The following is a 21643-nucleotide window of genomic DNA, read 5'->3' on the forward strand; positions in this document are numbered from 1 at the left end:
AAGAACAGGAGTTGATGGAACGATGCGATTTCTGGCGAACCGGTCCGAGCTGTTGCCCATCGCCCGGCGCTGCAGCCAGACGATAGGGACGTATTTTGTATCCAAAGAGCATGCCTGCGTCCTGATGGAAGCGGACGCCGCTTCAAACACGGTGATGTTCACCGCGCGCAGCCGGACCTGCACCTTACAGGTGCGGCATGCGTGCCGCGTGGAGGAAAGCGGAAGGGCGCTGCTGTTCGCGCCGGTATTCCAGCGGATGCTGGACGCCTTTGCGGACGAAGCAACGTCTGTCGCCACAGACGGCAGGCAGATCGAGGTGCGCAACGCGAAGGCCGCCTTTGTCTTCCCTTTGATGGATGCGGACAAGTACCCCGCCGTGGGTACGCCCGCGCCCGCACAGCTGCTGGACTGCTCCGGCTTCGCGGAGGTCAGCGCAAGGGTGCTGTTCTCCGCCGCGCAGGGCAAGGCGGAGGGGAAAGAGCAGCTGAAGTGCGTGCATCTCACCGTCCATGACGGCAAGTTCAGCGCGGCCAGCTGCGACGGCTTCCGCATGACTGTGGCGAGAGAGGACGCGGCGCAGGATGAGCCGATAGACCTGCTGATACCGGCGGACGCGATGAAGGTGCTGCTCGCGGTGTTCCGCGGCGTGCCGCACTGCCGGATCGGCGTGGACGGCGGTACCGCGCTGTTCCTCGGGCCGGGCATGGTCTTTTCCGTCCAGCGCAGCCCTTATCAGGCGGTGGACCTGAAGCCGGTATTGGAGCGCTTCCAGACGGCATATGAGGCGTATGTGGACGGCGCGCTGTTCTGTGCGGAACTGCACCGCGCAGGTGTTGGCGGCACAGCCGGCGCGCGCGTGATCCTGCGCACGGGCAAAGGGATGCTGCAGATCGGCTATATCAGCGGGGACCGGCAGGCCGTACAGGGCGGGACGGAATTTCCCGCGGACGTCCGCACGCCGCTTCCCAGGGAAGGCTTCTGCTATACCTACAACTATCTGCTGCAGGCGGCGAAGCTGGTAAACGGGAAAGAGACGGCCCTGCTGTTAGACGGCAAAGGCACCCTGATGCTGCGCACGGGCAGCGAGCTGCATGTATTGATGCCAACGCGTATGCCGCAGGAAGAAGTGGAAAAGCCGAAACGGAAGAAGAAAGCTGCATGAGAAAAAAGGAGTCGTACATGAAAAACAAAAAGCTGATCCTGATCCCAGCCACTGTTGCGGAAAGGATATGCCCGCTGCGGCCGGAAGACCGGCTGCTTTGTGCCGTAGGCCAGTTCGAGCCGCGGCGGATGAACATGTGGTATCCTGTGCGGAGCTGTTTCCTCACAGCCCAGAGCATAGACGAGGCCAACGCGGTGTTCAAACGGCTGCGGAAGACCGTGCTGCACAGCGCGCAGGCCATGCGGCGCTTCTGCGCCGCCAATCCGGAGGCGCAGCGGCATGACTTCTGGTGTCCCACATACGATTTCGCGTATGCGGGCGCGGTGAACGGCTACCGCCTGCGCTGTATGGTGAACCATGGGGATTTCAACTACTTTTTTGTGGTGTACCGAAACGGACGGACAATAAATGAAAGTGAGGCTGCCTGATATGACAGGGAAAACCATGACAAGGCCATTGACCGACGCGGAACGCGCGCTCGCAGAGCGCTATCACAACCTGATCTACCGTGTGATGCATGACCTGCACCTCGGCACGGAAGCGGACACGGACCTGTACGGCGAAGCCGCGCTGGGGCTGATGCTCGCGGCGCAGCGGTACATGACGGACGAGAGCCTGCAGAGGTACCGCTTCACTACGATCGCGTACAGCCGCATCCGCAACGCGCTGCTGCGCCAGCGGCACAAAGAGCGCAAAGCGCCCGTGGCGCTCAGTCTGGATGCATGGAGGGAGGATGGCGGCACGCTGTATGACGTGCTGCCGGACAAGAGCTGTGCAGATCCGGCGGATATTGCCATCCGTCAGGAGCGGGCTGCCGCGCTGCAAAAGGCCCATGCTGTCCGCAGCTGCAGGGTGTACCGCTTCCCCGTCTGCGCCGCCCCCGGAAGGGAGGCGGCATGATGGGCGTACATACCGGCGTTTATGTGGTGTACTACCTGTACCGCTCACGGTACTCCTTTGTGGCGGACCACTTCCTGAACGATGGCCGGCACATGGTGGACCTGGGCAGCCTGGACAAGGCGCTCACCTTTCCCTCCGAACGACAGGCGCGCCGCTTTATCGCGGACGATCTGGAGCGGCCGGAAAGCGGGCCGTATTTCGTGTCCGAACTCTCGCTTGGGGAGCTGCTGGAGTACCATCCGGAGCTGTATGAGGTGCGGCGTGCGGCTCTGAACGGGGGGGCGGCGTGAGTACAGTAAAGCAGCTGCAATACCGTATTTCGCGGACAAAAGAAGCTTTGGAAAAAGAAAAACGCCGCAACAACGAAAAAATGGCGCGTGTCGGCTGGAGATCAGGGTTCAGGAAACAGTATACCGGCCCGAGCTGTACACGGGAGGCCGCGCTTTCCGAACGTCTGAAACGATATGAAGCGGAACTGGAGATGCAGCAGAAAGGGGGACGCCGTGGATAAGCTGTTTACCCTCAACACCACTTATGATCTGGTGGATTGCTGTTTCCTCTTTATGAGCCGCCCGCTGACGACCGGGCATTGGTATATCGGCGTCGGGCATATCGTGGACGGCGGGGCGTACCATCTTTACGACGTCCTGCTGACGGATAGGGACGTTACGGTGCTGCCCCATCCACACAGCGCGCCGGCATGGGAGATCCCGTATGAAAGGATCGCAGAACTGCCAAAGCCGTATCGTGGTTCAGAAGCGGAGCTTCCGCTCCCATCGTTCCTCCTGTCACAAATGGACAGGCGCCTGCTGCCGGTGCATGACGAAGCAGTACTGTATCCATACCGTGTGCTGTCCTGCCTGTCTGCAGACTCTGCTGTAGCGGAATATTTCCTGCAGAAAGAAGAACTGGCAGCTGAACGCGGGGACAGGCGGGATACCGTTTTGATGCGGCTGGACGAGCTGCAGGAGGACATGGAGGACGCATGCACGCGGCTGCGGCTCAGCCTGACGCGGCTGAAGCTGTTGTACCGCGCGCTCTGCCGGTGGAGCCGCCGGCATGGCGGCGCACGCTTCCCGCTGGAAGCGCATAAGGATAAGATCTGTGACTATTTGAGGGAGGAAAAGGATGTTTAAGCAGAAAAGTTTTGCAGAACCCGGCTGTATCGGCTGTGAAGCGCATCTGGACTACGGCTCCAGCCGCTATTGCAGCGGTTTCAAGAACAAAAAGCGCCGCAAGCCGTTCCGTAAGAAGGACCCGGCGTATAAGGCGCCGGAGTGGTGTCCCAAACGGAAAGCACCGCGCGAGTACCGCATCTACAGTTATGCGGATGAGCGATCCGCCGTGATGGCACGGCTGCTGGAGGCGGACGAAGCGGGAGACAGGGAGCTTGTGTTCCCCCTCGCACACCGGTACCGGCTGCGCGCGGAAGGGAAAACCGGCTTATCCCCGAAAGCTTTCTATGAGCAGGCGAATGCTGGGGACCTGTCCTCGCCGCTTCCGGATGAAAGCATCCATACCGGAGACGTGGTGGAGATCGACACAGGGCTGGGGCAGTTTTTCTTTTACTGCGCCGCCCCTCACGATTTCCGCACGGCGTTCTTTGATGTGAAGCGTATCCAGCCCGGCAAATCAGATGATACGGAGGTATCGTAATGGCAAACCTCATGCTCTATGCAAAGGGAAAAGGCGATACGCGCTTCGGCGCGGTGGACATGGCAAACGGCGCGTTCCCCGTGCCGCTGATGTACGCGACGCTTGTCCCAGAGGTGAAGCTGGAGACCCTGAAGCAGCGGGCCGGCCTGCTGCATCGGATGCATCCGGATACTGTTTTCCAGGTCCGCTATGCCGGCACTGCAAAGGTGCTGTTCCAGTCAGGAGGCGAAGCGGAATGAAAGCACTGAATACGGATGCGGTTCGCAAGCTGTACCGCGGTAAGTATGTGCCGGCAAGCGAGCAACCGGAGATCAACGGCAGCCAGATCCGCGGGCTTTCTTTCCGTATCTCGCTGGCGTTTGCGGCGATGGCAGCGGTCTCGGATCGCGAGACCGTGAAGCTGCTGGAGGCGACCACGCACGATTTCGAGTTGCTGCGTGATCTGGAATGCGAGGATGCGTTTGTAAAGGGCTTCCGCTGCGCGATGGAGCTGAAGCTCCCCGCCGAACGGAAGGGGGAAGCAAAATGACAGGGATGAAGCAAAATACTCTGGAATTTATCCTTTCCCGCGATGACCGTTTCCGCTACCAGCTGCTGGATCGGATGCGGCAGGACTGCCTGTACTTTTTGAGCTATGGCAGACGAGACCCCAGGTATCTTTGGGCGAATGACGCTGTAGAGCAACTCGTGTACATGAAGGCGGTCTGGAACAGCTTTCCTTCGGATGGGAAGCCTGAATGGATGACGATGGACGAAATCCTGTCACTGGAAAAACGGATGCTGGAAGGAGATGCGCATGCTGAGAGATAAGATGCTGGCCGTGATGGAGGAAGTAAACAGCGAGGCCGCGGAGCGGCACGAGCTGGTGCAGACGATCGCGCTGGCGCTGCTGAGCGGGAGCAACCTGTTCATTCTGGGCGCGCCCGGGCAGGCCAAGAGCTTCGTGGTGAACGAGTTCCGCAAACGCATCACGGGCGCAAAGCAGTTCGAACGCCTGCTGTCCAGGCAGACGGATGAGGAAGCCCTGTTCGGCCGTCTCGACCTGGCCAGTCTGATACCGGGCGCGGTCCCTGCGCAGGTGCTGGAGCAGGACGGTACTTACCGGATGCTCCGGCAGGAGCTTGCGCAGGCGGCGGAGGATTTCCGCGCAGACCCGACGGATAACGCCGCGGCTACGCGGATGCAGGCTCTGATCGAAAAGCTGGAGCAGTACCGGAAAGGGCTGTCCCTGCTGCACGGCGGCACGCCTATGACCATCACGGCCGGCAAGATACCGGACGCGCATATCTGCTTCCTCGATGAAATCTTTAAAGCGGCGGATGGTCTGCTCAACTCCCTGCTCACGGCGCTCAACGAGCGCCGGTACACCAACGAGGGCGTGACGGTGGACATTCCTGTGATCTCGTTCTTTTCGGCCTCCAATGAGATGCCGAACTTCCGGAATAAAGAAGAGCAGATCCTCGCCCCGCTCTATGACCGCTTCCAGCTTCGCGTTGTGACAAAGGACGTGCAGGAACGCACATCCCGTCTCGCAGTCCTGCGGAACAAGCAGGGCGGGCATTTCGGCGAGGTGAAGGCGACCTTCTCGCTGGACGAGCTGTACGCCATGCAGGCGCAGGTGAAGCTGATTTCGGTTCCGGAGGCGGTCAATGAGCTGATGGACGATGTGCTGTGCGAGCTGCGGCGGGAAGGTATCACGGTATCCGACCGCACGTTCTTCGGCTATGGACCGGTGGCGCAGGCGGCGGCCTGGCTTGCCGGCCATGCCGAGGTGCAGTCGGAGGACCTGCTGCAGCTGAAGAACTACCTCTGGAACGAGCCGGCGGAGATAGAAAAGGTACAGGCCGTGCTCACGCGCCTGTGCGACGACCCGCTCCGCACGCGGCTGGAGGAACTGCTGGCGAAAGCGAAGGACGCGTCCGGCGCATTCAACGACGCACCGGACGGCCAGAAGGCCAGGGCGCTCGTACAGCTCCGCGCCGGTTTTGCAGCGCTGTACCGCGAGTGGCAGACGCTGGACACCGCCGCCCAGACCGACGACCAGCGCCGGCAGGCGGGGGACGCGCTCGCCGCGCTTGAGGAGCTGAACCGCAGGGCGCACGAGGCGTGCTCGTTCACACCGTCCCCGCTGGCGCAGCTGGCCGTATTACAGTCCGCGGCATGAAGAGAAAAAGGAGGAAAACAGAATGCTGAATAAAGTTATCCTGATAGGGCGCATGACCAGGGACCCCGACCAGCGCGGGAAAGATCCGGAAAAGCCGATCGCGAGCTTCCGCATCGCGGTGGACCGTGACTACAAGCGTGACGGCGAGCCGGAAGCGGACTTTTTCGACTGCTCGGTGTTCGGCCAGCAGGCGAAGTTCGTATTACAGTACGGCCGCAAAGGCCGTCTGCTCTGCGTGGTTGGCGCGATCCAGCGCCGCGAATGGCAGGACCAGCAGACGGGCGAGAAGCGCTCCGCGTTTGAGGTGGTGCGCACCGAGGTGAAGTTTCTGGACAGGAAACCGGAGGACGCCCAGCCGGACGGCGCTGCGCAGCCCGCGGCTGCACCCGCTCTGGTACCCGCACCAGCAGTTGGATATGCGCCGCAGCAAGCCGTACCCGCGGCGCAGGGGTATGCTGCCCCGCCCGCGGTACAGCCGGCAGCGGCACAGGCGCCCCAGCCGGCGGCCGCGCCTGCGGTAACGGTACAGGCGGCGTCGGCGCTGGGCTACCCGCAGCCGGTGCCCGGCGCTGCGGCGCAGTACCCGACGCCGGATTTCTCCGGCGTACCGGAAAGCTACGCATGGGGGCCGGGCGGCGTCCCAGCCGGCAACCCGCCGTTCTGAACGGCAAGCGTGATATGGAGAAACAGAGGTAAAACAATATGGAAAAGCAGGGCGTCCACCCTGCTTTTTCGCCTGATAACCTGGAGGCTATGGATGAAATACCGTTTTTCTTCGCTGGATCAGATTGTAAATTCACCGCTATTCAATCTTACTGCACCATACCAACGACCGGAACGTATGGATCGTTGTACCCGTCCGACACGGCTGGAGCGTATGGCGTTCCATGACAGCTGCACGGCCAATGGGCTGGATGCTGCCGCACCGCTGCTGGCCGACCTGTTCCATCTGCTCTATGCGTATACATATCGCTGGGGGAGCGAAAAAGAGCTGTCCCCCAAAGCGCGCCTTGTCTGGGCATATCTGCTGGATGGGCTGCAGGATAACGGGCAGTTTGCCGCCCTGCACCATCTGTGCAGGGGAGAGGACAGCGCAGCGATGGAAGCTGCGCGCACAGTGCGGCAGGCGCTTTCCGAAGCGGTACAAGGTATCGACCGGGCGGCGGGCGGACTGCTGCCCGTGCTGGAACGGCTGACGCGCCGTCATGATACAGCGGCGGAAAGGCTTTATCATCTGGTGCGGGACGCACAGGCCGATCCGGCCAAGACACCGGAGGCGCTCCGCGCTGCCGCAGAGACGGCAAGCACGGCGGAGCAGATACGGGCCGTGTCCGGAATGATACGGGATAAGCTGCGCAAACGACAGGTGGAAACAGAAGCGGCGGTGCATACTGCGCTGCAACAGGGCATGGACGCCGCGTCTCTGGCCCGCTATGTCCGGCGGTGCTGGGGAGATGGGACGTCTGAAAATGCTGCGCAGCAAGCGGCCCATGACCGCGAGATGCTGGACAGGGTAAAGAGCAATGAGATGCTGCTGGGCGTCACCCGCCAGCTGGGGCGCATGAAGGAGATGCTGTCCGAGCTGCGCAAGAATGATTATGCGCACGGCCGCGGGGAAAAATATTCGATTATGCGCGGGCGTGACCTGAAAAACCTGCTCTCCGGCGAGCTGGCGCTGCTGGCCTCCCCAGCAACGACGCCGCTGTTCCTGCGTAAGTACAATGCGAAAGGACTACTGCAATATGCAAAGCGGGAGCGCGTCCACAAAGGGCATGGCGGTATCATTGTCTGCCTGGATGAGTCCGGCTCCACAAAAGGGGAAAACGCCGAGTGGGGCAAGGCGCTGGCGCTGGCCGTGCAGGATAGCTGCGCGCATGAAGGGCGCAAATTTGCGCTGGTCCATTTCTCCGGTGCAGGCCAGATACGGACAGACCGGTTCCTGCCGGGGCAGTACACGTCCGCCGACCTGCTATCCGCAGCGGAGCATTTCTTTGACGGCGGCACGGATTTTGAGACTCCGATCAGGGAGGCCCTGCGGCTGATAAACGAGGAAGAGTTTGAGGACGCGGATATCCTGTTTATCACGGACGGGAGGCGCTCCATATCCGATGAGCTGGCGGAACAGCTGCGGGATGCAATACAGGACGCACGATGCTCTGTGGTTGGTCTGCTGCTGGATGCCGATGACCCGGGGATGACGTTCAGCCTGGATAAATTCTGTGAGAAGATATGCAGAGTAAGTGAAATGGAAAGGGAGGAGATGGAAAAGTCGATACTAAATTGATAGAACGCGATATCGATATTACATTGGGAAGAAAAGTGGCTGTCTATTTAGGCAGCCATTTTCCATTAGCGGTATATCCATAAATGCAAAGAAAACAGATGGACACTATCGGCAGGAGACCCCCAAAAATTATTGATCCCATACAAGCATATAAAATGCCTACAAAAGATTAAGGGGAATCTATGCAAAAACTAGCTAACCATCTATTCAAAACTACTTGCTGATTAAGGGGGGGGCTTTTGATTTTGCCCACAGGGACATATGATTTGAGCATGAAATTTGAAACTTTATAACAAACGAGGCTATTGCTGTATGCAGTTACGCTTCATTATCCCCCTCTACTTGCATCGTACGCATTTGCACCTCGGAAATATGGTTTTTGCTGCCATAAGACAGCCAATACCTGGTGGAAGCCCGTATAAACATTTTTTTCGTCAGCGGCATGGTAACAGAAAAAGCATCATAGTGGCCAGTGTGTATGGATGACGCCAGTTTTTTGATTTTATGCCTGACCAGAAAGGAAAATGGGGTATCCAATATTGCCTCGCCAGAGCCAATACAAAGTGAGGAGCCATACTTCATACTGTTTTTTGCGCAGAAATATTGCAGGATCGCAAGTGCGGTATGATTCTGCTCCGGCTCTAGAAAACCGCAATTAACAAGGGTGTGGACCCGAAGATTGGCAGGGAGTAAGGCGCGCTCCATCTCCTGTAGAAAGCGAAGCAATGCTGCAGGTAAAGCATCCGCATACAACGGGAAAACCAGGAGCAGATGGTCGTACCTGCTAAGCTGCGCACAAATCAGAGTATGCTGACAATCTGTTACAAGATATTCGTCCACGGGTTCTTTCCAATACCTGCGGAATAATGCAGCATATCGCCTGGAATTAGAGCGCGGTGCGCGCGGACTGCCGTTTATAATCAGTAACCTGCCCATGCGGATACCTCCTCCAGAATTGTTTCATCCCGCTCTGCCTCGGAGACGAATCGAATCCGGTAGCTTCGGAAGTTCATGTTATAGGCATTGCGTGCTACTAAAGCGCGGAAAATATCCTGTTCTATCGGCAGGATGTCGCCATATGCAATAATAACAGCAGCTTTTTCAGCAACGGCACGCTGCACATGGTGTGTCTCGCCGTGGTGTAGACGGATAAATGCCTGCTGAACTGGAATGGATCGTTCCAGCATCTGCTTCATTGGTACGTCATAAGAACCGCAATAGACCCGGCTCACATATAGAAGTTGGTCACTGCACGCAATCAGAGGATATATGGCTGCTGCATCATCTCGCAGCACACACCGGCCAGGTGTTTTCACCCAACAACTAAAGCATCCAAGGCAGCTGCCGATCTGCAACTGGGAGAGATCCACATAAAAGGTTTCTGGCAAGACTGGCAATGTTTCCGGCAAAGCGGTGTCTGAAAGTAAAAGGTTCATTGCGGTTATGCCTCCCGTTTGATGTTGTCACGACGGTATTCATTCCGTACGCATAAGCATGACGAATGGCGACTGGATTGTCTGCCGATAATTGCGATAATTATAGCATAACCAAGATAGAAGTCAAGGTATACCTGGTAGAAGTCTGTCAGTTTGACAAGCTGACGGGCTGCTTCGCTTGAAGTCGTTCGCTTCATAGCATTCCAAGGTGGATTTGAAAATGCCGGTCCGCTCCGCTGAAACGGACGAGAGGAACTCACAAAAAGAAGAATCCACCACTAAACTAATTGTTATGTAGTAGAGAGCATCACCGAGACAGATGAAAAGAGCGGTAAGAAAATCAGGTTGGCCGATAAGGGCAACAGTAAATACGCCTTCAAAATCCCGATTTGACTGTAAAAACCAAAGTACGGTTTGAGTAAAGGTCGGAGATCCACAGTTATATCCTTTGGTGAAGTAGATAGAGCTACGAAACAAAGATGAAAAATTTTCCCCAAATATTTCAGTCCGCAATGTGAAATCCACCACACGAAATACAAAATCTGGTATTCTAAAATTAGAACGTAGACATCAGCCTGATTATACTCAGTTCTGGCGAGGTAGGTTCCGAAAATAGACAGGAGAGATTAATATATGAATACGAACTTATCTGTGAAATTAAGGGAATTGAGATTAACAAATGGGTACAAGCAGAAAGAGGTAGCAAGATATATTGGCGTAAACGAATCGGCAATTTCGGCATATGAAACAAATCTGAGAAAACCAACATACGAAAATTTGATAAAGTTAGCAGAGTTTTATGGTGTTACCATTGACTTCCTGCTTGGTGTAGAGAAATACCCGAAGGATATAATAAACAATTTGACTGGGTGGCGACGCTCTTTTATTAATAATGTTGCAGAGTTACTTTTATATCATGTCAGTGAAATAGATCACAAATAATCTTGCGTAGTGGAGGTACTCTTTCTTATTGGAATGATACGTGCGCGGGGAGTATCTCCACATATCAAGAAGATTGTCATTCTGTTCCAATACATTTTGTATAGGAATGCATTGGAACAGGCTGATGATATACGCAGCCATAGTTGGAATCTACATTCGATTGTGTGAACCTTGAAAAGTAAAGAGCATGGGTGCGTTCCTATGAAGCAAACGCCGGAGAGCCCAGAGCCGTTAGCATATAAGGGAAGATGGGCAGCGACCATCGGCGGCTTTAATACCGATGGACCCTTTGGGGTAATGAAGTCTATAATTGGGAAGTGACAGAAGGATGCCATATCAAAAGAAAACATTTTATCGGCAAATTTTTAGTGATTATCCTGATGCGGTTGGATTTGAGCAGTACAGGCAGATGCTGGGGCTGGGTAAAAATAAAGCATATGAGATTCTGCAAAGCGGGAAAATACCATATCGGCGCAATGGAAAGAAGTACATTATAGCAAAAATGCACATTATTGATTACCTATTGGGATCGGATGCAGAAACGGGTAGAGAAAACGACAGGAATGATGTATAATAGAGCCGTCAACAATGCGTATGGGGCTGCCTGGAAAGGAGAGTATTATTGTGACAGCCCGCATATATGAAAAAAGAGGCACTTGGCAGATCGTTTTGATTTATAAGGACGGATCAGGTGCGCGGAAACAAAAATGGATCGATACAGAACTTCCGATTCGAGGTAATAGCAGACGCGCCAAAAAAATGATGGAGGATGCTATACAGGAATGGAAGCCTGTATTGGAACCCGAGGATCAGGTATTAGAGTCAACGGCAGTACGCGAAGCAAAAAGAGAGACCCATCAAAACCGTAGGGGACAGTCAGAAAGCGGGATCCTATTCTCAGAATACCTTCTGGATTGGGTGGAGTCCCGTCGGAATCGGATTCAGCCGACCACGTTTGGGGCATATCAGAAGGATGTGCAAAGCTACATAGCGCCGTATTTTGCGCAAAAAGGCATTCTTGTTGAGCAGATGACCGACAAAGATATTGCAGACTTTTATCGGTATAAACGGCGTAATGGTGTGTCGGAGAACACACTGCTGCATTACCAGACTGTTCTGAATCAAGCCCTGCGAAAAGCGGCTCGAGAAAAACTGCTACCGGTTAATCCTTTCGCGGTGCTGGATAAGGATTTAAAGCCAAAGCATGTGCGTTATATTCCACAAACGTATGACGAAAATGATTTGCGAAAGATGTTCGCAGCAATGCGCGGTGACCCGATGGCGTTGATTATCCTGATGGATGTGACCTATGGCCTGCGTAGAAGCGAATTGCTCGGTCTGAAATGGTCGGCAATCAATTTCAAGGAGAAGAGTATTCACATTTGCTATAAGGTGACAGAGACCTTGATAGATGGGAAGCTGGTATATGTAAAGGATAGCCTGCTGAAAAACAAAAGCAGTAACAGGACCTTACCGCTGGTTCCCTCAATCGAAGAAGAATTGTTGAGACTAAAATTTCAACAAAACAGGAATCGCAAGCTTTATGGCAAAGCATATGAACAAGACGATAGGGATTTTGTTTTTGTGAATGAATGCGGGAAATTGATAAAGCCGGATTATGTATCGCGGCATTTTCAATGGTTCTTGAAAAAGAACAACCTCAAAAAAATCCGATTCCATGATTTGCGGCATACGTGTGCGACAATGCTATGCCGAAAAAAGATATCGTTGCAGGAGATTCAAGTCTGGCTGGGACATTCCACTTATCAAACCACAGCGGATATCTACACGCATTTGAATTATACCGATAAAATCGGCACCGCGAATGCCGCGGCAAGAATAGTTTCTGATGTGCTTGGAAAGGGAGGATCAGAGTGAGGGAATAAAAAACCTGCGACGGTAACAGTCGCAGGAGTCCTTGGGTGATGGTGCCGCCAGCGGGAATCGAACCCGCACGCTGAAACCAGCCTCAGATTTTAAGTCTGATACGTCTACCAATTCCGTCATGGCGGCATATGAAAATACATTTTTGTACGATTTGTTGGCAAAGTGTTGGCAAACACCGAAGTGTTTGCCAACATGCAGGGGACAAAAAGGAGGAAGAAAATTGCCAACATGAAGAATATCCACTTGAAAAGATAGGTTTTTATCACAAAAAATAATAAAATTAACAGAATGTTGCATGCTGCATGGTCTGGGATTTGTTTTGAACGCAAGGGATTTTAAGTCCTCTGCGTCTACCAGTTCCGCCATGGCGGCATGCATCGTTGTTATTATAGCAGACCGGACGCGGCCTGTCAAACAGGCGGGGCGGCGAAAGTTACGCCTTTTTTTCAAACACACGCTTATCCAGCGCGCCGTCCTGGTGCGCGACGATCGTGGTGCAGACCGCGTCGCCCGTGATGTTGACCGCCGTGCGCGCCATATCCAGAATGCGGTCGATGCCCATAATCAGCCCGATGCCGGCAACCGGCAGGCCGACCGAGTCGAACACCATCGCCAGCGTCACCAGGCCGACAGAGGGGACGCCGGCCGTGCCGATCGAAGCGAGCGTGGCCGTGGCGATGACGGTCAGGTAATCCGCGGGCGTCAGCGCGATGCCGAACGCCTGCGCGACGAATACGACCGCCACACCCTGCATGATGGAGGTGCCGTCCATGTTGATCGTCGCGCCGAGCGGGACCGTGAACGACGAGATGCGCCGCGCCACCCCGACCTTTTCCTCCAGCGTTTCGATGGAGAGCGGGATGGTTGCGTTCGAGGTCGCGGTGGAGAACGCAAAGCCCATGACCGGCGCGAATTTCCGGATGAACCGGAACGGGTTGAGGCCGGTAAACAGCTTGAGCAGGATCTGATACACACCGAGGCACTGCACCAGCAGCGCCAGCAGGACGGCCGCCATATATTTGAACATGGGGACCATCGCGGAAAAGCCCAGTTCGGCGAAAGTTTTTGCGATTAGGCAGAACACGCCCGCCGGCGCGAGCCGCATGATCATCATGGTCATCTCCATCATGATGTCGTTGCCCTGCTGGAAAAAGTTTGTTACCAGCTGCACCTTATCCTGCAGTCTGGCAAGGATGATTCCGATGATCAGCGCAAATACGATGATCTGCAGCATGTTTCCGGCGGCCAGCGCTTCAATCGGGTTTTTGGGGATGATGTCCAGCAGCGTCTCGGCAAAGCCCGCGCTTTCCGTGACCGTGGTATCCACGGCCTGCACCTGGGACATATCCAGCCCCAAGCCGGGATTGAGCAGCGAGGCAACGCCCAGCGAAACCGCGACCGCCAGCATGGTTGTGACCAGGTAAAAGCCGATCGCTTTGACGCCGACCTTGCCAAGCGTCTTGGTGTCGCCGATCGCGGCGGCGCCGCAGATGAGCGAGCAGAACACGAGCGGCACGACCAGCATCTGCATCAGCCGGATGAAGCCCTGGCCGACAACATAAAATATGCCGCCGACCAGGACGTCCTGCACGAAAGCGGACCCGTCCGCAAAGCCGTGCAGCAGCGCGCCGGCCGCCGCGCCGAGCAGCAGAGCGATAAAGATTTTGGTGGTCAGGCTGTTTTTTCTCATTTTTCCGGTTTCGATCATGCCAGCCCTCCCGCGTTCCGCTCCGACAGATACATGCCAAGCGCCTCCCGCCAGTCCGGCATATGGTAGATGCCGGTAATGCGCATCATCATGTTGTCCAGCAGTGTAAAGCGCGGGCGCAGCGTTTCGTCTGCGGCCGCAGGCTCCACAACGGAATCCGCGAAGCCGCTCAGACGGAGGATCTCGCGCGCGAATTCCGCGCGCGAGCAGGCCCCTTCGCAGGAGGCGTGGTACAGCCCGTATTCACGCGCCCTGACCAGGTATTCGATAAAGCCGGCGAGCGCGTCCGCCGAGGTCGGGGAGGAAATCTCGTCCTCGGGCAGGCGCACGGTTTCCCCGCGTGCCGCCGCCTGCAGCACCTGGTCGACGAAATCGTCCGCCCCGGCGCCGTACAGCCAAGAGGAACGCACGATCACGTGCTTATCCGTCAGCTCGCGCACCAGCTTTTCCCCAGCGTACTTGCTTTTGCCATACATGGTCGCCGGATGCGCGTCGTCGAACTCGCACAGCGCGGATGAGGCTGCGCCGTCGAAAACGTCGTCGGTCGACAGCTGGATCAGCTTGGCGTCGATGCGCCGCGCGGCGACCGCGAGATTGCGCGCGCCGATGGCATTGACCTTATACGCTTCCTCCGGCTGCCGCTCGCAGGCGCGCACGTCGGTCAGGCCGGCGCAGTTGATAATAACGTCGGGATGGTTGAGGTCGGCGAAGTGGCCGACCTGGAAGCTGTCCTCCACCCGAACGTCAAGGTCGCTTGCCAGCAGCCGGAAGCCTGTGTTGCGGTCGAACCGGCGGCACAGAGCGGAACCCAAACGGCCGCCTGCGCCTGCGATCCAGACGCGTGTCGTGATACTCATAAAACACCTCTCGATATAATCTTCGATCGAAACCGCAGTTCCATTCGGGCATGCGCCTGTATATTCAGATTTTGCGCGCATGGAGTATCAGTATACCATAAAAGTGTGCGCTGCGGAAGAAAAATTATCGGATTTCCGTTGGGGCGGCGGTGCGGCGCAGCACCGCCTCGACCGCGGCGCGGTCAGGGAGCCAGCCGCAGAACGCGGCCGCGCTGCCCGCAGCGACCGCGAAGCGCAGCGCCTCGGGTGCGGAAAAGCCATGCAGGCGCGCGTACAGCCAGCCGGCGGCCATGGAGTCGCCGGAGCCGACGGTTTGGACCACCTGGCCGGCGGGGGCGTCCAGATGGAGCGCTGCGCCGGTAGCGGGGACGAGTACGGCTCCGTCCGGCCCGCAGGAAACAAGGATGTCCTTCGCGCCCGCGGCCTGCAGCTCGCGCGCGCAGGCGGCGATGCCAGCAGGGCTGCGCGGCGCGCCGCCGACCAGCGCGTCCAGCTCCTCCAGGTTAGGCTTGATCAGGTCGGGTGCGCATGGCAGGGCGTTTTTGAGCGCGTCGTCCGAGGCGTCGACGAGCGTGTGTACGCCGTTTGCCCGCACGCGGTCGAGCAGGCGGGCGTAAATATCCGTCGGCACGCCGGACGGGACCGAACCGGACAGAACGAGCCAGTCCCCGCCGCCGAGCGTGTCCAGCGACGCGGCCAGCTTTTCGAGCGCGTCCGCGGGGATATCAGGCCCCGCGCCGTTAAGCTCGGTCTGCTCGCGCGCGCAAACCTTGACGTTGATGCGCGTCATGCCCCGCCCCAAACGGCAGAAATCGTATTCCACGCCGGTTTCGGCCAGCAGGGAGGCGAACAGCGCACCCGTGCCGCCCGCGATAAAGCCGAGCGCGCGCGTGGACAGGCTGAGCGCCGCGCAGACAAGCGAAACATTGACGCCTTTCCCGCCGGGGCGCAGGGTTTCGCCGTGTATGCGGCACAGCCTGCCCGGGCGGAGGCGGTCGGTCTGGACAAGATAATCCAGCGAGGGATTGAGTGTAACGGTATAGATCATGGAGGCTGCCTCCTCTTCCTTATTATAATAGTATGATACCGCAGTTCCGCGCAGGAAGCAAAATATTTTCACAAACAGGGTTGACTTTGACGCAGCGTAAACCGCTATACTAAGGGCAGGGAGGTGAAAAACGATGGAATACGGGATTCACGCGCTGGCGGGGCTGGCGGGGGTGAGCGCGCGCACCCTGCGGTACTATGACCAGATCGGGCTGCTGCGGCCGAGCGGCACGACCGAAGCCGGCTACCGCCTGTACGGGGAGCGGGAGGTCGACCTGCTGCAACAGATCCTGTTTTATCGGGCGTTGGGCGTGCCGCTGAAAGAGATCGCCCGCATCGTGCAGGCGGACGGTTTCGACCGGCTGCGCGCACTGGAAAGCCATTTGTCGGCCCTGTATGCACGGCAGGCGCAGACCACCGCCCTGATTGAGACGGTGCAAAAAACCATCCGTTCCCTGAAAGGAGAGACAGAGATGAGCGATACGGAAAAATTTGAGGCGTTCAAACACAAAATCGTATGGGAGAACGAGGCACGGTACGGCGCCGAAGTGCGCGCCAAATACGGAGACGGGCAGGCCGACGCGGCGAACGCCGCGGTGCTGGCCATGACCGAGGCGGATTATGAGCGTTTCGAAGCGCTGAAGGACGAGGTGCAGCGAGCGCTGGAAGACGCGGTGCGCGCGGGGGACGATCCCAAGGGGCCGTCCGGAGAGCGCATTGTCCGGCTGCATAAAACCTGGCTGGGCATGACGTGGAGGGACTATACCGCGCAGGCGCACCGCGCGCTGGCCGCGGGTTACACGGCGGACGAACGATTCACCGCCTATTACGACCGCAAGCTGGCCGGCTGCGCACAGTTCCTGTGCGACGCGGTACAGTATTGGGCGCGGTGAGGATAAGAAAAGGCGTAGGGCGGCATTGCCGCCCTACGCCTTTTCCTGCAGGTAACGCTTGATCTCCTCCAGAAAGGCCCCGCCGTAGCGTCTGGCCTTGGCCTCGCCCACGCCGCGCACGGCGAGCAGCTCAAATTCCGTGATGGGCTGGCGCGCCGCCATGTCGCTCAGCGTGGCGTTGGAGAAAATGACGTAGGGCGGCACATGCGCCTTTTGCGCCAGCGCCGTGCGCAGGGCGCGCAGGAGGCCGAACAGGTCCTGGTCCATGGCCGCGCTGGACTCCGCGGCGCGGGCTGCGGGCGCCTTTTCGCGCGGCAGACGGAGGACGAAGGTATCCCGCCCGCGCATGAGCGCGTTACCGGACGGGGTGAGGAACAGCGCGTTGTACCGCGCCGGATCGGTCCGCAGATGTCCGCGCTCGATCAGCGCGTCGGTCAACTGGCGCACGCGCGCGGCGGTCGCGTCCGCCATGATGCCGTAGGTGGAGAGCGTGTCCAGCCGGAATTGATCGATCTTTTCGCTTTTGCTGCCGGTCAGTACGGCGGCGATGATCACCCGCCCGAAATGCAGGCCGCGCTCGCTCAGACGGTATACGCAGGACAGGATCTTTTGTGCCTCGACCGTCGCGTCCACCTGCTCGAAGGTGGTGTCGCAGTTGCCGCAGTGTCCGCAGGACAGGGGCGCCTCTTCCCCGAAATACCGCAGGATGGTCCGGCGCAGGCATTCGGTGGTTGTGGCGTAAAAGGTCATCCGGCGCAGCCGCTCCCGATCGCGTTCGAGCAGATGCTGGCGCACGGCTGGGGCGAGCGCATCGTCCTCGGCCTCGCGGCTACGCTCAATCAGGAATTCCGCCGTATGCACATCCTGCCCGCTGTACAGCAGGATGCAGTCGGCCGGCTCTCCGTCGCGTCCGGCGCGGCCCGCCTCCTGATAATAACTCTCCATGTTTTTCGGCATGTTGTAGTGGATGACGAAGGACACGTTGGATTTGTCGATGCCCATGCCGAACGCATTGGTCGCCACCATGATGGGCCTGCGGTCGTAGAGGAAATCATCCTGGTTCAGCTGCCGCTCCTCCGCGGACAGTCCGGCGTGGTACCGCGTAGCGGGCAGGCGCTTGGACACCAGCATATCGCACACATCCTCCACGGCTTTGCGTGTGGCGCAGTACACGATGCCGCTTTTCCCCGCCCGTTCGGCCAGCAGCCGTAGCAGGGCGTTCGGCTTGGAGGAGGGGCGCTCGACCGAGAAGTACAGGTTGGGCCGGTCGAAGCCTGTGGTTTTGATGTAAGGCTCGCGCATGCCGAGCGCGCGTACGATATCGTCCCGCACCTGGGCGGTCGCCGTTGCGGTGAATGCGGAAACCAGGGGACGCGCGGGCAGGGCGGCGAGAAATTCCTCAATCTTGAGGTAGCTGGGGCGGAAGTCCTGTCCCCACTGGGAGATGCAGTGTGCCTCGTCCACCGTGAGCATGGCGATCGGCGTCCGGCGCGCAAAATCCAGAAATGCGGGGGCGGTCAGCCGTTCGGGCGCGATATACAGCAGGCGGCACGCGCCGGCCTCGGCGGCATACAGGGCGTCGGCCATTTCCGCGGGCGGCATGGAGGAATTGACGCAGGCCGCGGGTACGCCCGCCTCGGCCAGCGCGCCGACCTGGTCCTTCATCAGGGAGATCAGCGGGGAAACGACCAGCGTCAGGCCGTCCAGCAGCAGGGCGGGTACCTGATAGCAGATCGATTTGCCGGCGCCGGTCGGCATGATGCCCAGCGTGTCGCAGCCGGAGAGGATGGACTGCACCAGCTCGCCCTGCCCAGGCCGGAACGAATCATAGCCGAAATATTGCTTTAAGATGCTTTGTGGGGTCTCCATGCGCGTAAGCTCCTTTGGTGGAATCACTTCTATCATACCACGCTGGACCGCGGAATGTAAAACAAAGAATCTGCCAGCCCCACCGGAAAGGCAAAAGCAGGGGGCGCTGAAAATCAGGATTTTCAGCGCCCCCTGCCGTGACAGGCATGTCCGGCCGTGAGCCGGCGATGCCCCGCCCGCCTGGAAGCGGCATGCCCCAGGCGAAAGACTTAGTACTGCTGGTCGTTTTTCTTATTCTGGGTATTCTGCTGGTTCTTGTTCTGCTCGTTGTTCTGCTGCTGGTTCGAGGTAGACGGGTTCTGGTTGCGGTTCTGCTTGCTCATAACGGAATCACCTCTTTTTTTGGATTTTTCGATGATAGTCTGCACCCGTTGTGCGGAAAATATACGCGTGGGTCTTGCGAAAAGCTGCAAAACCTGATAGAATCTATCTGCGCCGCACGGCGTTTTTCAGGTTTGTTTTAATTATTATAATGATAGAAAGAGGGACATCCATCATGTCGGGACATTCCAAGTGGCATAATATTGCCAAGCGCAAGGGCGCGAATGACGCGAAAAAGGCAAAGATATTCACCAAAATCGGCCGTGAGATGGCGATCGCCATCAAAGAGGGAGGCTCGGCGAATCCGGACTTCAACGCCCGCCTGCGCGACTGCATCGCCAAGGCCAAGGCCAACAATATGCCCAACGACAACATCAAGCGCACGCTGGACAAATACTCGGGTGCGAACGGCCAGGTCAACTACGAGGCCAACAACTATGAGGGCTACGGCGTGGGCGGCGTCGCCGTTGTTGTGGAAACGCTGACGGACAACAAAAACCGCACGGTCGCGGATGTGCGCCACCTGTTCGATAAGTATGGCGCGGGCTTGGGCGCCACCAACTGCGTATCCTGGCAGTTCGATAAAAAGGGCGTGATCATTATGGAGCGCGGCGAGCTGGACGAGGATACTGTGATGATGCAGGCGCTCGAGGCGGGCGCGGAGGATTTCCAGGCGGATGAGGAAACCTTTGAAATCTATACCACGCCGGACGATTTTTCCGCCGTGCGCGAGGCGCTCGAAACGCTGGGGTACTCCTTTGTCGAGGCCGAAGTGGAAATGGTGCCGCAGAACTATATCACCCTCGAAAAAGAGGAGGACATGGCCCAGATGCGCAAGCTGCTCGACAACTTGGAGGACAACGACGACGTGCAGGCGGTCTGGCACAACTGGGAGAACGAGGACGACTACGAGGGATAACGCAAGGCGGCTCTCCGCTTTGGAAAGGGATTTGCACCGGCGCAGCTTGGCTGTGCCGGTGCTTTTTGCAGAAAAATGATTATGCAGTTGGAAGAGGCGCGGGAATAGCTGTTCAAAATAAATGAAGAATTCTTGTTGATTTTCCCAATGGAAATTGTGAATATTGTAAATATTGCCCAAAAATAGGGGGGGGGGGGGGGTAGTCGTATATATCAATTGAATTTGCCAAATAAATATTGTACTATGTATACATAATACAACATACAAATTATTGTATTGGATGCCGGGGAAATGAAAGAATAGGGTGATTGTATATGAAAACATTTTCTATCCCGTACTATACCTCTGCCTTGGAACTGCATGTGGACGAGAAAAACCTCAAAGCGGAGCTGAATTCGCGGACGGACAGCTATGATGCCGGCAAAGGGGAAGCCGAGCTGGTTCGGGAGGCGCTCGCCAACCCGATCGGCACACCGCGGCTGTGCGAGTTGGCAAAGGGCAAGAACCGGATCGTACTGGTTACGAGCGACCATACCCGCGCTGTACCCAGCAAGCTGACGCTGCCGCTGCTGCTGGAGGAGATCCGCCGCGGCAATCCGGAGGCGGATATCACCATCCTGATCGCCACCGGCCTGCACCGTGCGACCACGGAGGAGGAGCAGCGCCGCATGTTCGGCGATGCCATCGTGGACAACGAAAAGATCGTGGTCAATCAGGCGTTCGTGGACGAGGATTTCGAAAAGGTGTGCGACCTGCCTTCGGGCGCGGAGCTGTGGGTGAACAAGGTCGCGCTGCACTGCGACCTGCTGGTGACCGAGGGATTTATCGAGCCGCATTTCTTCGCCGGATTCTCGGGCGGGCGCAAAAGCATCCTGCCCGGCATCTGCAACGCGGCGACCGTGAACGAAAACCACTCGTACAAGGCGATTTCCAGCCCGTATTCCACAACAGGCGTGCTGGAGCATAACCCCATCCATGAGGATATGGTATGCGCGGCGCGCGCGGTCAATGTGCAGTTTATCATGAACGTTGCGCTCAACGCGGAAAAGAAAGTGATCGCGGCCTTTGCGGGCGACCTGGAGCAGGCGCACGAAAAGGGCGTGACGTTCGTGCGCAGCCTGGCGCAGTGCCCGAGTGTGGAGGGGGATATCGTCATCACCTCGAACGGCGGCTACCCGTTGGACCAGAACCTCTATCAAAGCCCCAAGGCGGTCGCGACCGCGGAGGCCTGCTGTCGGGAGGGCGGCGTCATTATCATGTGCGCCTCCTGCTGCGACGGGATGGGAGGCACGCATTTTGAAAAGCTGATCGTGAAGGGGACGGTGGACGAGATCGACGCGTACCTTTCCAAAATCCCGCCTAAGGAAACCATCCCCGAACAGTGGTGCGCGCAGATTTTCGCGCGCATCCTGAAAAAACACAAAGTCATTCTGGTCACCACCTATCTGGATCATGAGCTGGTCCGCAAGGCGAACATGATACCGGCTTCCACGCCGGATGAGGCGCTGGAAATGGCGTATGAGATCATGGGCCGTGACGCGGAGGTCGTCGTCATTCCGGACGGCGTGGCGGTCCTCGCGGTAAAGGAGTAAGGAGGA

At 57.6% G+C, this 21643-nt stretch carries 24 protein-coding genes and 1 tRNA gene; 18 read left to right on the top strand and 7 right to left on the bottom strand.

What is annotated here, in order from left to right:
• The first annotated feature begins 22 nt into the window (after window positions 1-22).
• The 12 genes from RX717_RS01350 to RX717_RS01405 all read left to right on the top strand — a co-directional run bounded on the left by RX717_RS01350 (window position 23) and on the right by RX717_RS01405 (window position 8166).
• Window positions 23-1162, top strand: a complete 1140-nt coding sequence (locus RX717_RS01350) for a hypothetical protein (protein WP_054328360.1) — start codon at window positions 23-25, stop codon at window positions 1160-1162.
• A gap of 17 nt (window positions 1163-1179) precedes the next feature.
• Complete coding sequence (locus RX717_RS01355) at window positions 1180-1590, top strand: hypothetical protein (RefSeq protein ID WP_147574445.1); 411 nt, start codon at window positions 1180-1182, stop codon at window positions 1588-1590.
• Window positions 1571-2062 carry a sigma-70 family RNA polymerase sigma factor gene (locus RX717_RS01360; protein ID WP_054328362.1) on the top strand — a complete coding sequence of 164 codons (492 nt, stop codon included), beginning with the start codon at window positions 1571-1573 and terminating at the stop codon, window positions 2060-2062. Before RX717_RS01355 ends, RX717_RS01360 begins: the two co-directional genes overlap by 20 nt.
• Window positions 2059-2352, top strand: coding sequence for a hypothetical protein (locus tag RX717_RS01365; RefSeq protein ID WP_147574446.1), 294 nt, complete (start codon window positions 2059-2061; stop codon window positions 2350-2352). Before RX717_RS01360 ends, RX717_RS01365 begins: the two co-directional genes overlap by 4 nt.
• A 213-nt stretch (window positions 2353-2565) precedes the next feature.
• On the top strand, window positions 2566-3198 hold the full coding sequence (locus RX717_RS01370) for a hypothetical protein (RefSeq protein WP_054328365.1): 633 nt from the start codon (window positions 2566-2568) through the stop codon (window positions 3196-3198).
• A complete protein-coding gene (locus tag RX717_RS01375; RefSeq protein WP_054328366.1) occupies window positions 3191-3718 on the top strand; it encodes a hypothetical protein in 528 nt (175 codons plus the stop codon). Before RX717_RS01370 ends, RX717_RS01375 begins: the two co-directional genes overlap by 8 nt.
• On the top strand, window positions 3718-3957 hold the full coding sequence (locus RX717_RS01380) for a hypothetical protein (protein WP_147574447.1): 240 nt from the start codon (window positions 3718-3720) through the stop codon (window positions 3955-3957). Before RX717_RS01375 ends, RX717_RS01380 begins: the two co-directional genes overlap by 1 nt.
• On the top strand, window positions 3954-4247 hold the full coding sequence (locus tag RX717_RS01385) for a hypothetical protein (protein ID WP_054328368.1): 294 nt from the start codon (window positions 3954-3956) through the stop codon (window positions 4245-4247). The genes RX717_RS01380 and RX717_RS01385 overlap by 4 nt, the downstream gene beginning before the upstream one ends.
• Entirely contained in the window at window positions 4244-4528 is a 285-nt protein-coding gene (locus RX717_RS01390; RefSeq protein WP_054328369.1) for an LPD11 domain-containing protein, read from the top strand. The genes RX717_RS01385 and RX717_RS01390 overlap by 4 nt, the downstream gene beginning before the upstream one ends.
• The gene (locus RX717_RS01395) at window positions 4515-5882 is read left to right on the top strand and encodes an AAA family ATPase (RefSeq protein ID WP_316960519.1); all 1368 of its coding nucleotides are present in this window, start codon (window positions 4515-4517) and stop codon (window positions 5880-5882) included. The genes RX717_RS01390 and RX717_RS01395 overlap by 14 nt, the downstream gene beginning before the upstream one ends.
• Window positions 5883-5904: 22 nt before the next feature.
• Entirely contained in the window at window positions 5905-6546 is a 642-nt protein-coding gene (locus RX717_RS01400; protein WP_054328371.1) for a single-stranded DNA-binding protein, read from the top strand.
• A gap of 177 nt (window positions 6547-6723) precedes the next feature.
• On the top strand, window positions 6724-8166 hold the full coding sequence (locus RX717_RS01405; protein ID WP_316960520.1) for a vWA domain-containing protein: 1443 nt from the start codon (window positions 6724-6726) through the stop codon (window positions 8164-8166).
• Window positions 8167-8484: 318 nt separating this feature from the next.
• Here the strand turns inward: RX717_RS01405 and RX717_RS01410 are convergent, their stop codons facing one another.
• Window positions 8485-9102: a hypothetical protein gene (locus tag RX717_RS01410; protein WP_054328373.1), complete on the bottom strand. Its 618-nt coding sequence runs from the start codon at window positions 9100-9102 to the stop codon at window positions 8485-8487.
• Window positions 9087-9602: an NAD(P)H-dependent oxidoreductase gene (locus tag RX717_RS01415; RefSeq protein ID WP_054328374.1), complete on the bottom strand. Its 516-nt coding sequence runs from the start codon at window positions 9600-9602 to the stop codon at window positions 9087-9089. The genes RX717_RS01410 and RX717_RS01415 overlap by 16 nt, the downstream gene beginning before the upstream one ends.
• Window positions 9603-10235: 633 nt before the next feature.
• On the opposite strand from RX717_RS01415, the gene RX717_RS01420 reads away from it, so the two are divergent.
• The 3 genes from RX717_RS01420 to RX717_RS01430 all read left to right on the top strand — a co-directional run bounded on the left by RX717_RS01420 (window position 10236) and on the right by RX717_RS01430 (window position 12422).
• Window positions 10236-10544, top strand: a complete 309-nt coding sequence (locus tag RX717_RS01420) for a helix-turn-helix domain-containing protein (protein ID WP_082397401.1) — start codon at window positions 10236-10238, stop codon at window positions 10542-10544.
• 328 nt (window positions 10545-10872) lie between these two features.
• Complete coding sequence (locus tag RX717_RS01425; RefSeq protein ID WP_054328375.1) at window positions 10873-11118, top strand: helix-turn-helix domain-containing protein; 246 nt, start codon at window positions 10873-10875, stop codon at window positions 11116-11118.
• Between the two features lie 50 nt (window positions 11119-11168).
• Window positions 11169-12422, top strand: a complete 1254-nt coding sequence (locus RX717_RS01430) for a tyrosine-type recombinase/integrase (protein ID WP_159068095.1) — start codon at window positions 11169-11171, stop codon at window positions 12420-12422.
• Between the two features lie 48 nt (window positions 12423-12470).
• On the opposite strand, the gene RX717_RS01435 is transcribed toward RX717_RS01430, so the two are convergent.
• The 4 genes from RX717_RS01435 to pfkB form a co-directional block, all read right to left on the bottom strand.
• Window positions 12471-12557: transfer RNA gene (locus tag RX717_RS01435), tRNA-Leu, on the bottom strand.
• Between the two features lie 307 nt (window positions 12558-12864).
• On the bottom strand, window positions 12865-14139 hold the full coding sequence (locus tag RX717_RS01440) for a dicarboxylate/amino acid:cation symporter (RefSeq protein ID WP_107631141.1): 1275 nt from the start codon (window positions 14137-14139) through the stop codon (window positions 12865-12867).
• Window positions 14136-14996 (bottom strand): dTDP-4-dehydrorhamnose reductase, encoded by an 861-nt coding sequence (gene rfbD / locus RX717_RS01445; RefSeq protein ID WP_107631140.1) that lies wholly within the window; start codon window positions 14994-14996, stop codon window positions 14136-14138. The genes RX717_RS01440 and rfbD overlap by 4 nt, the downstream gene beginning before the upstream one ends.
• Before the next feature lie 124 nt (window positions 14997-15120).
• Complete coding sequence (gene pfkB, locus RX717_RS01450; protein WP_107631139.1) at window positions 15121-16044, bottom strand: 1-phosphofructokinase; 924 nt, start codon at window positions 16042-16044, stop codon at window positions 15121-15123.
• A gap of 133 nt (window positions 16045-16177) precedes the next feature.
• Between pfkB and RX717_RS01455 the strand changes: the two genes are divergently transcribed.
• On the top strand, window positions 16178-16936 hold the full coding sequence (locus tag RX717_RS01455) for a MerR family transcriptional regulator (RefSeq protein WP_107631138.1): 759 nt from the start codon (window positions 16178-16180) through the stop codon (window positions 16934-16936).
• A gap of 33 nt (window positions 16937-16969) precedes the next feature.
• On the opposite strand, the gene recQ is transcribed toward RX717_RS01455, so the two are convergent.
• The gene (gene recQ, locus RX717_RS01460; protein WP_107631137.1) at window positions 16970-18805 is read right to left on the bottom strand and encodes a DNA helicase RecQ; all 1836 of its coding nucleotides are present in this window, start codon (window positions 18803-18805) and stop codon (window positions 16970-16972) included.
• Between the two features lie 496 nt (window positions 18806-19301).
• On the opposite strand from recQ, the gene RX717_RS01465 reads away from it, so the two are divergent.
• Together RX717_RS01465 and larA are read left to right on the top strand one after the other, a co-directional pair.
• Window positions 19302-20045 (top strand): YebC/PmpR family DNA-binding transcriptional regulator, encoded by a 744-nt coding sequence (locus RX717_RS01465; RefSeq protein WP_054327983.1) that lies wholly within the window; start codon window positions 19302-19304, stop codon window positions 20043-20045.
• A 314-nt stretch (window positions 20046-20359) separates the two neighbouring features.
• On the top strand, window positions 20360-21637 hold the full coding sequence (gene larA / locus RX717_RS01470) for a nickel-dependent lactate racemase (protein ID WP_054327982.1): 1278 nt from the start codon (window positions 20360-20362) through the stop codon (window positions 21635-21637).
• Window positions 21638-21643: the final 6 nt, after the last annotated feature.

The organism is Intestinibacillus sp. NTUH-41-i26 (genome assembly GCF_032769475.1).
Classification (GTDB): Bacteria; Bacillota; Clostridia; order Oscillospirales; family Butyricicoccaceae; genus Agathobaculum; species Agathobaculum ammoniilyticum.

Coding starts and splice junctions, on each gene's coding strand:
- pfkB (WP_107631139.1), bottom strand. CDS start 16,044: ATGATCTATACCGTTACACTCAATCCCTCGCTGGATTATCTTGTCCAG.
- RX717_RS01425 (WP_054328375.1), top strand. CDS start 10,873: ATGCCATATCAAAAGAAAACATTTTATCGGCAAATTTTTAGTGATTAT.
- RX717_RS01350 (WP_054328360.1), top strand. CDS start 23: ATGCGATTTCTGGCGAACCGGTCCGAGCTGTTGCCCATCGCCCGGCGC.
- RX717_RS01420 (WP_082397401.1), top strand. CDS start 10,236: ATGAATACGAACTTATCTGTGAAATTAAGGGAATTGAGATTAACAAAT.
- RX717_RS01455 (WP_107631138.1), top strand. CDS start 16,178: ATGGAATACGGGATTCACGCGCTGGCGGGGCTGGCGGGGGTGAGCGCG.
- RX717_RS01410 (WP_054328373.1), bottom strand. CDS start 9,102: ATGGGCAGGTTACTGATTATAAACGGCAGTCCGCGCGCACCGCGCTCT.
- rfbD (WP_107631140.1), bottom strand. CDS start 14,996: ATGAGTATCACGACACGCGTCTGGATCGCAGGCGCAGGCGGCCGTTTG.
- RX717_RS01395 (WP_316960519.1), top strand. CDS start 4,515: ATGCTGAGAGATAAGATGCTGGCCGTGATGGAGGAAGTAAACAGCGAG.
- RX717_RS01365 (WP_147574446.1), top strand. CDS start 2,059: ATGATGGGCGTACATACCGGCGTTTATGTGGTGTACTACCTGTACCGC.
- RX717_RS01385 (WP_054328368.1), top strand. CDS start 3,954: ATGAAAGCACTGAATACGGATGCGGTTCGCAAGCTGTACCGCGGTAAG.
- RX717_RS01390 (WP_054328369.1), top strand. CDS start 4,244: ATGACAGGGATGAAGCAAAATACTCTGGAATTTATCCTTTCCCGCGAT.
- RX717_RS01355 (WP_147574445.1), top strand. CDS start 1,180: ATGAAAAACAAAAAGCTGATCCTGATCCCAGCCACTGTTGCGGAAAGG.
- recQ (WP_107631137.1), bottom strand. CDS start 18,805: ATGGAGACCCCACAAAGCATCTTAAAGCAATATTTCGGCTATGATTCG.
- RX717_RS01360 (WP_054328362.1), top strand. CDS start 1,571: ATGAAAGTGAGGCTGCCTGATATGACAGGGAAAACCATGACAAGGCCA.
- RX717_RS01380 (WP_147574447.1), top strand. CDS start 3,718: ATGGCAAACCTCATGCTCTATGCAAAGGGAAAAGGCGATACGCGCTTC.
- RX717_RS01375 (WP_054328366.1), top strand. CDS start 3,191: ATGTTTAAGCAGAAAAGTTTTGCAGAACCCGGCTGTATCGGCTGTGAA.
- larA (WP_054327982.1), top strand. CDS start 20,360: ATGAAAACATTTTCTATCCCGTACTATACCTCTGCCTTGGAACTGCAT.
- RX717_RS01465 (WP_054327983.1), top strand. CDS start 19,302: ATGTCGGGACATTCCAAGTGGCATAATATTGCCAAGCGCAAGGGCGCG.
- RX717_RS01415 (WP_054328374.1), bottom strand. CDS start 9,602: ATGAACCTTTTACTTTCAGACACCGCTTTGCCGGAAACATTGCCAGTC.
- RX717_RS01440 (WP_107631141.1), bottom strand. CDS start 14,139: ATGATCGAAACCGGAAAAATGAGAAAAAACAGCCTGACCACCAAAATC.
- RX717_RS01400 (WP_054328371.1), top strand. CDS start 5,905: ATGCTGAATAAAGTTATCCTGATAGGGCGCATGACCAGGGACCCCGAC.
- RX717_RS01405 (WP_316960520.1), top strand. CDS start 6,724: ATGGATCGTTGTACCCGTCCGACACGGCTGGAGCGTATGGCGTTCCAT.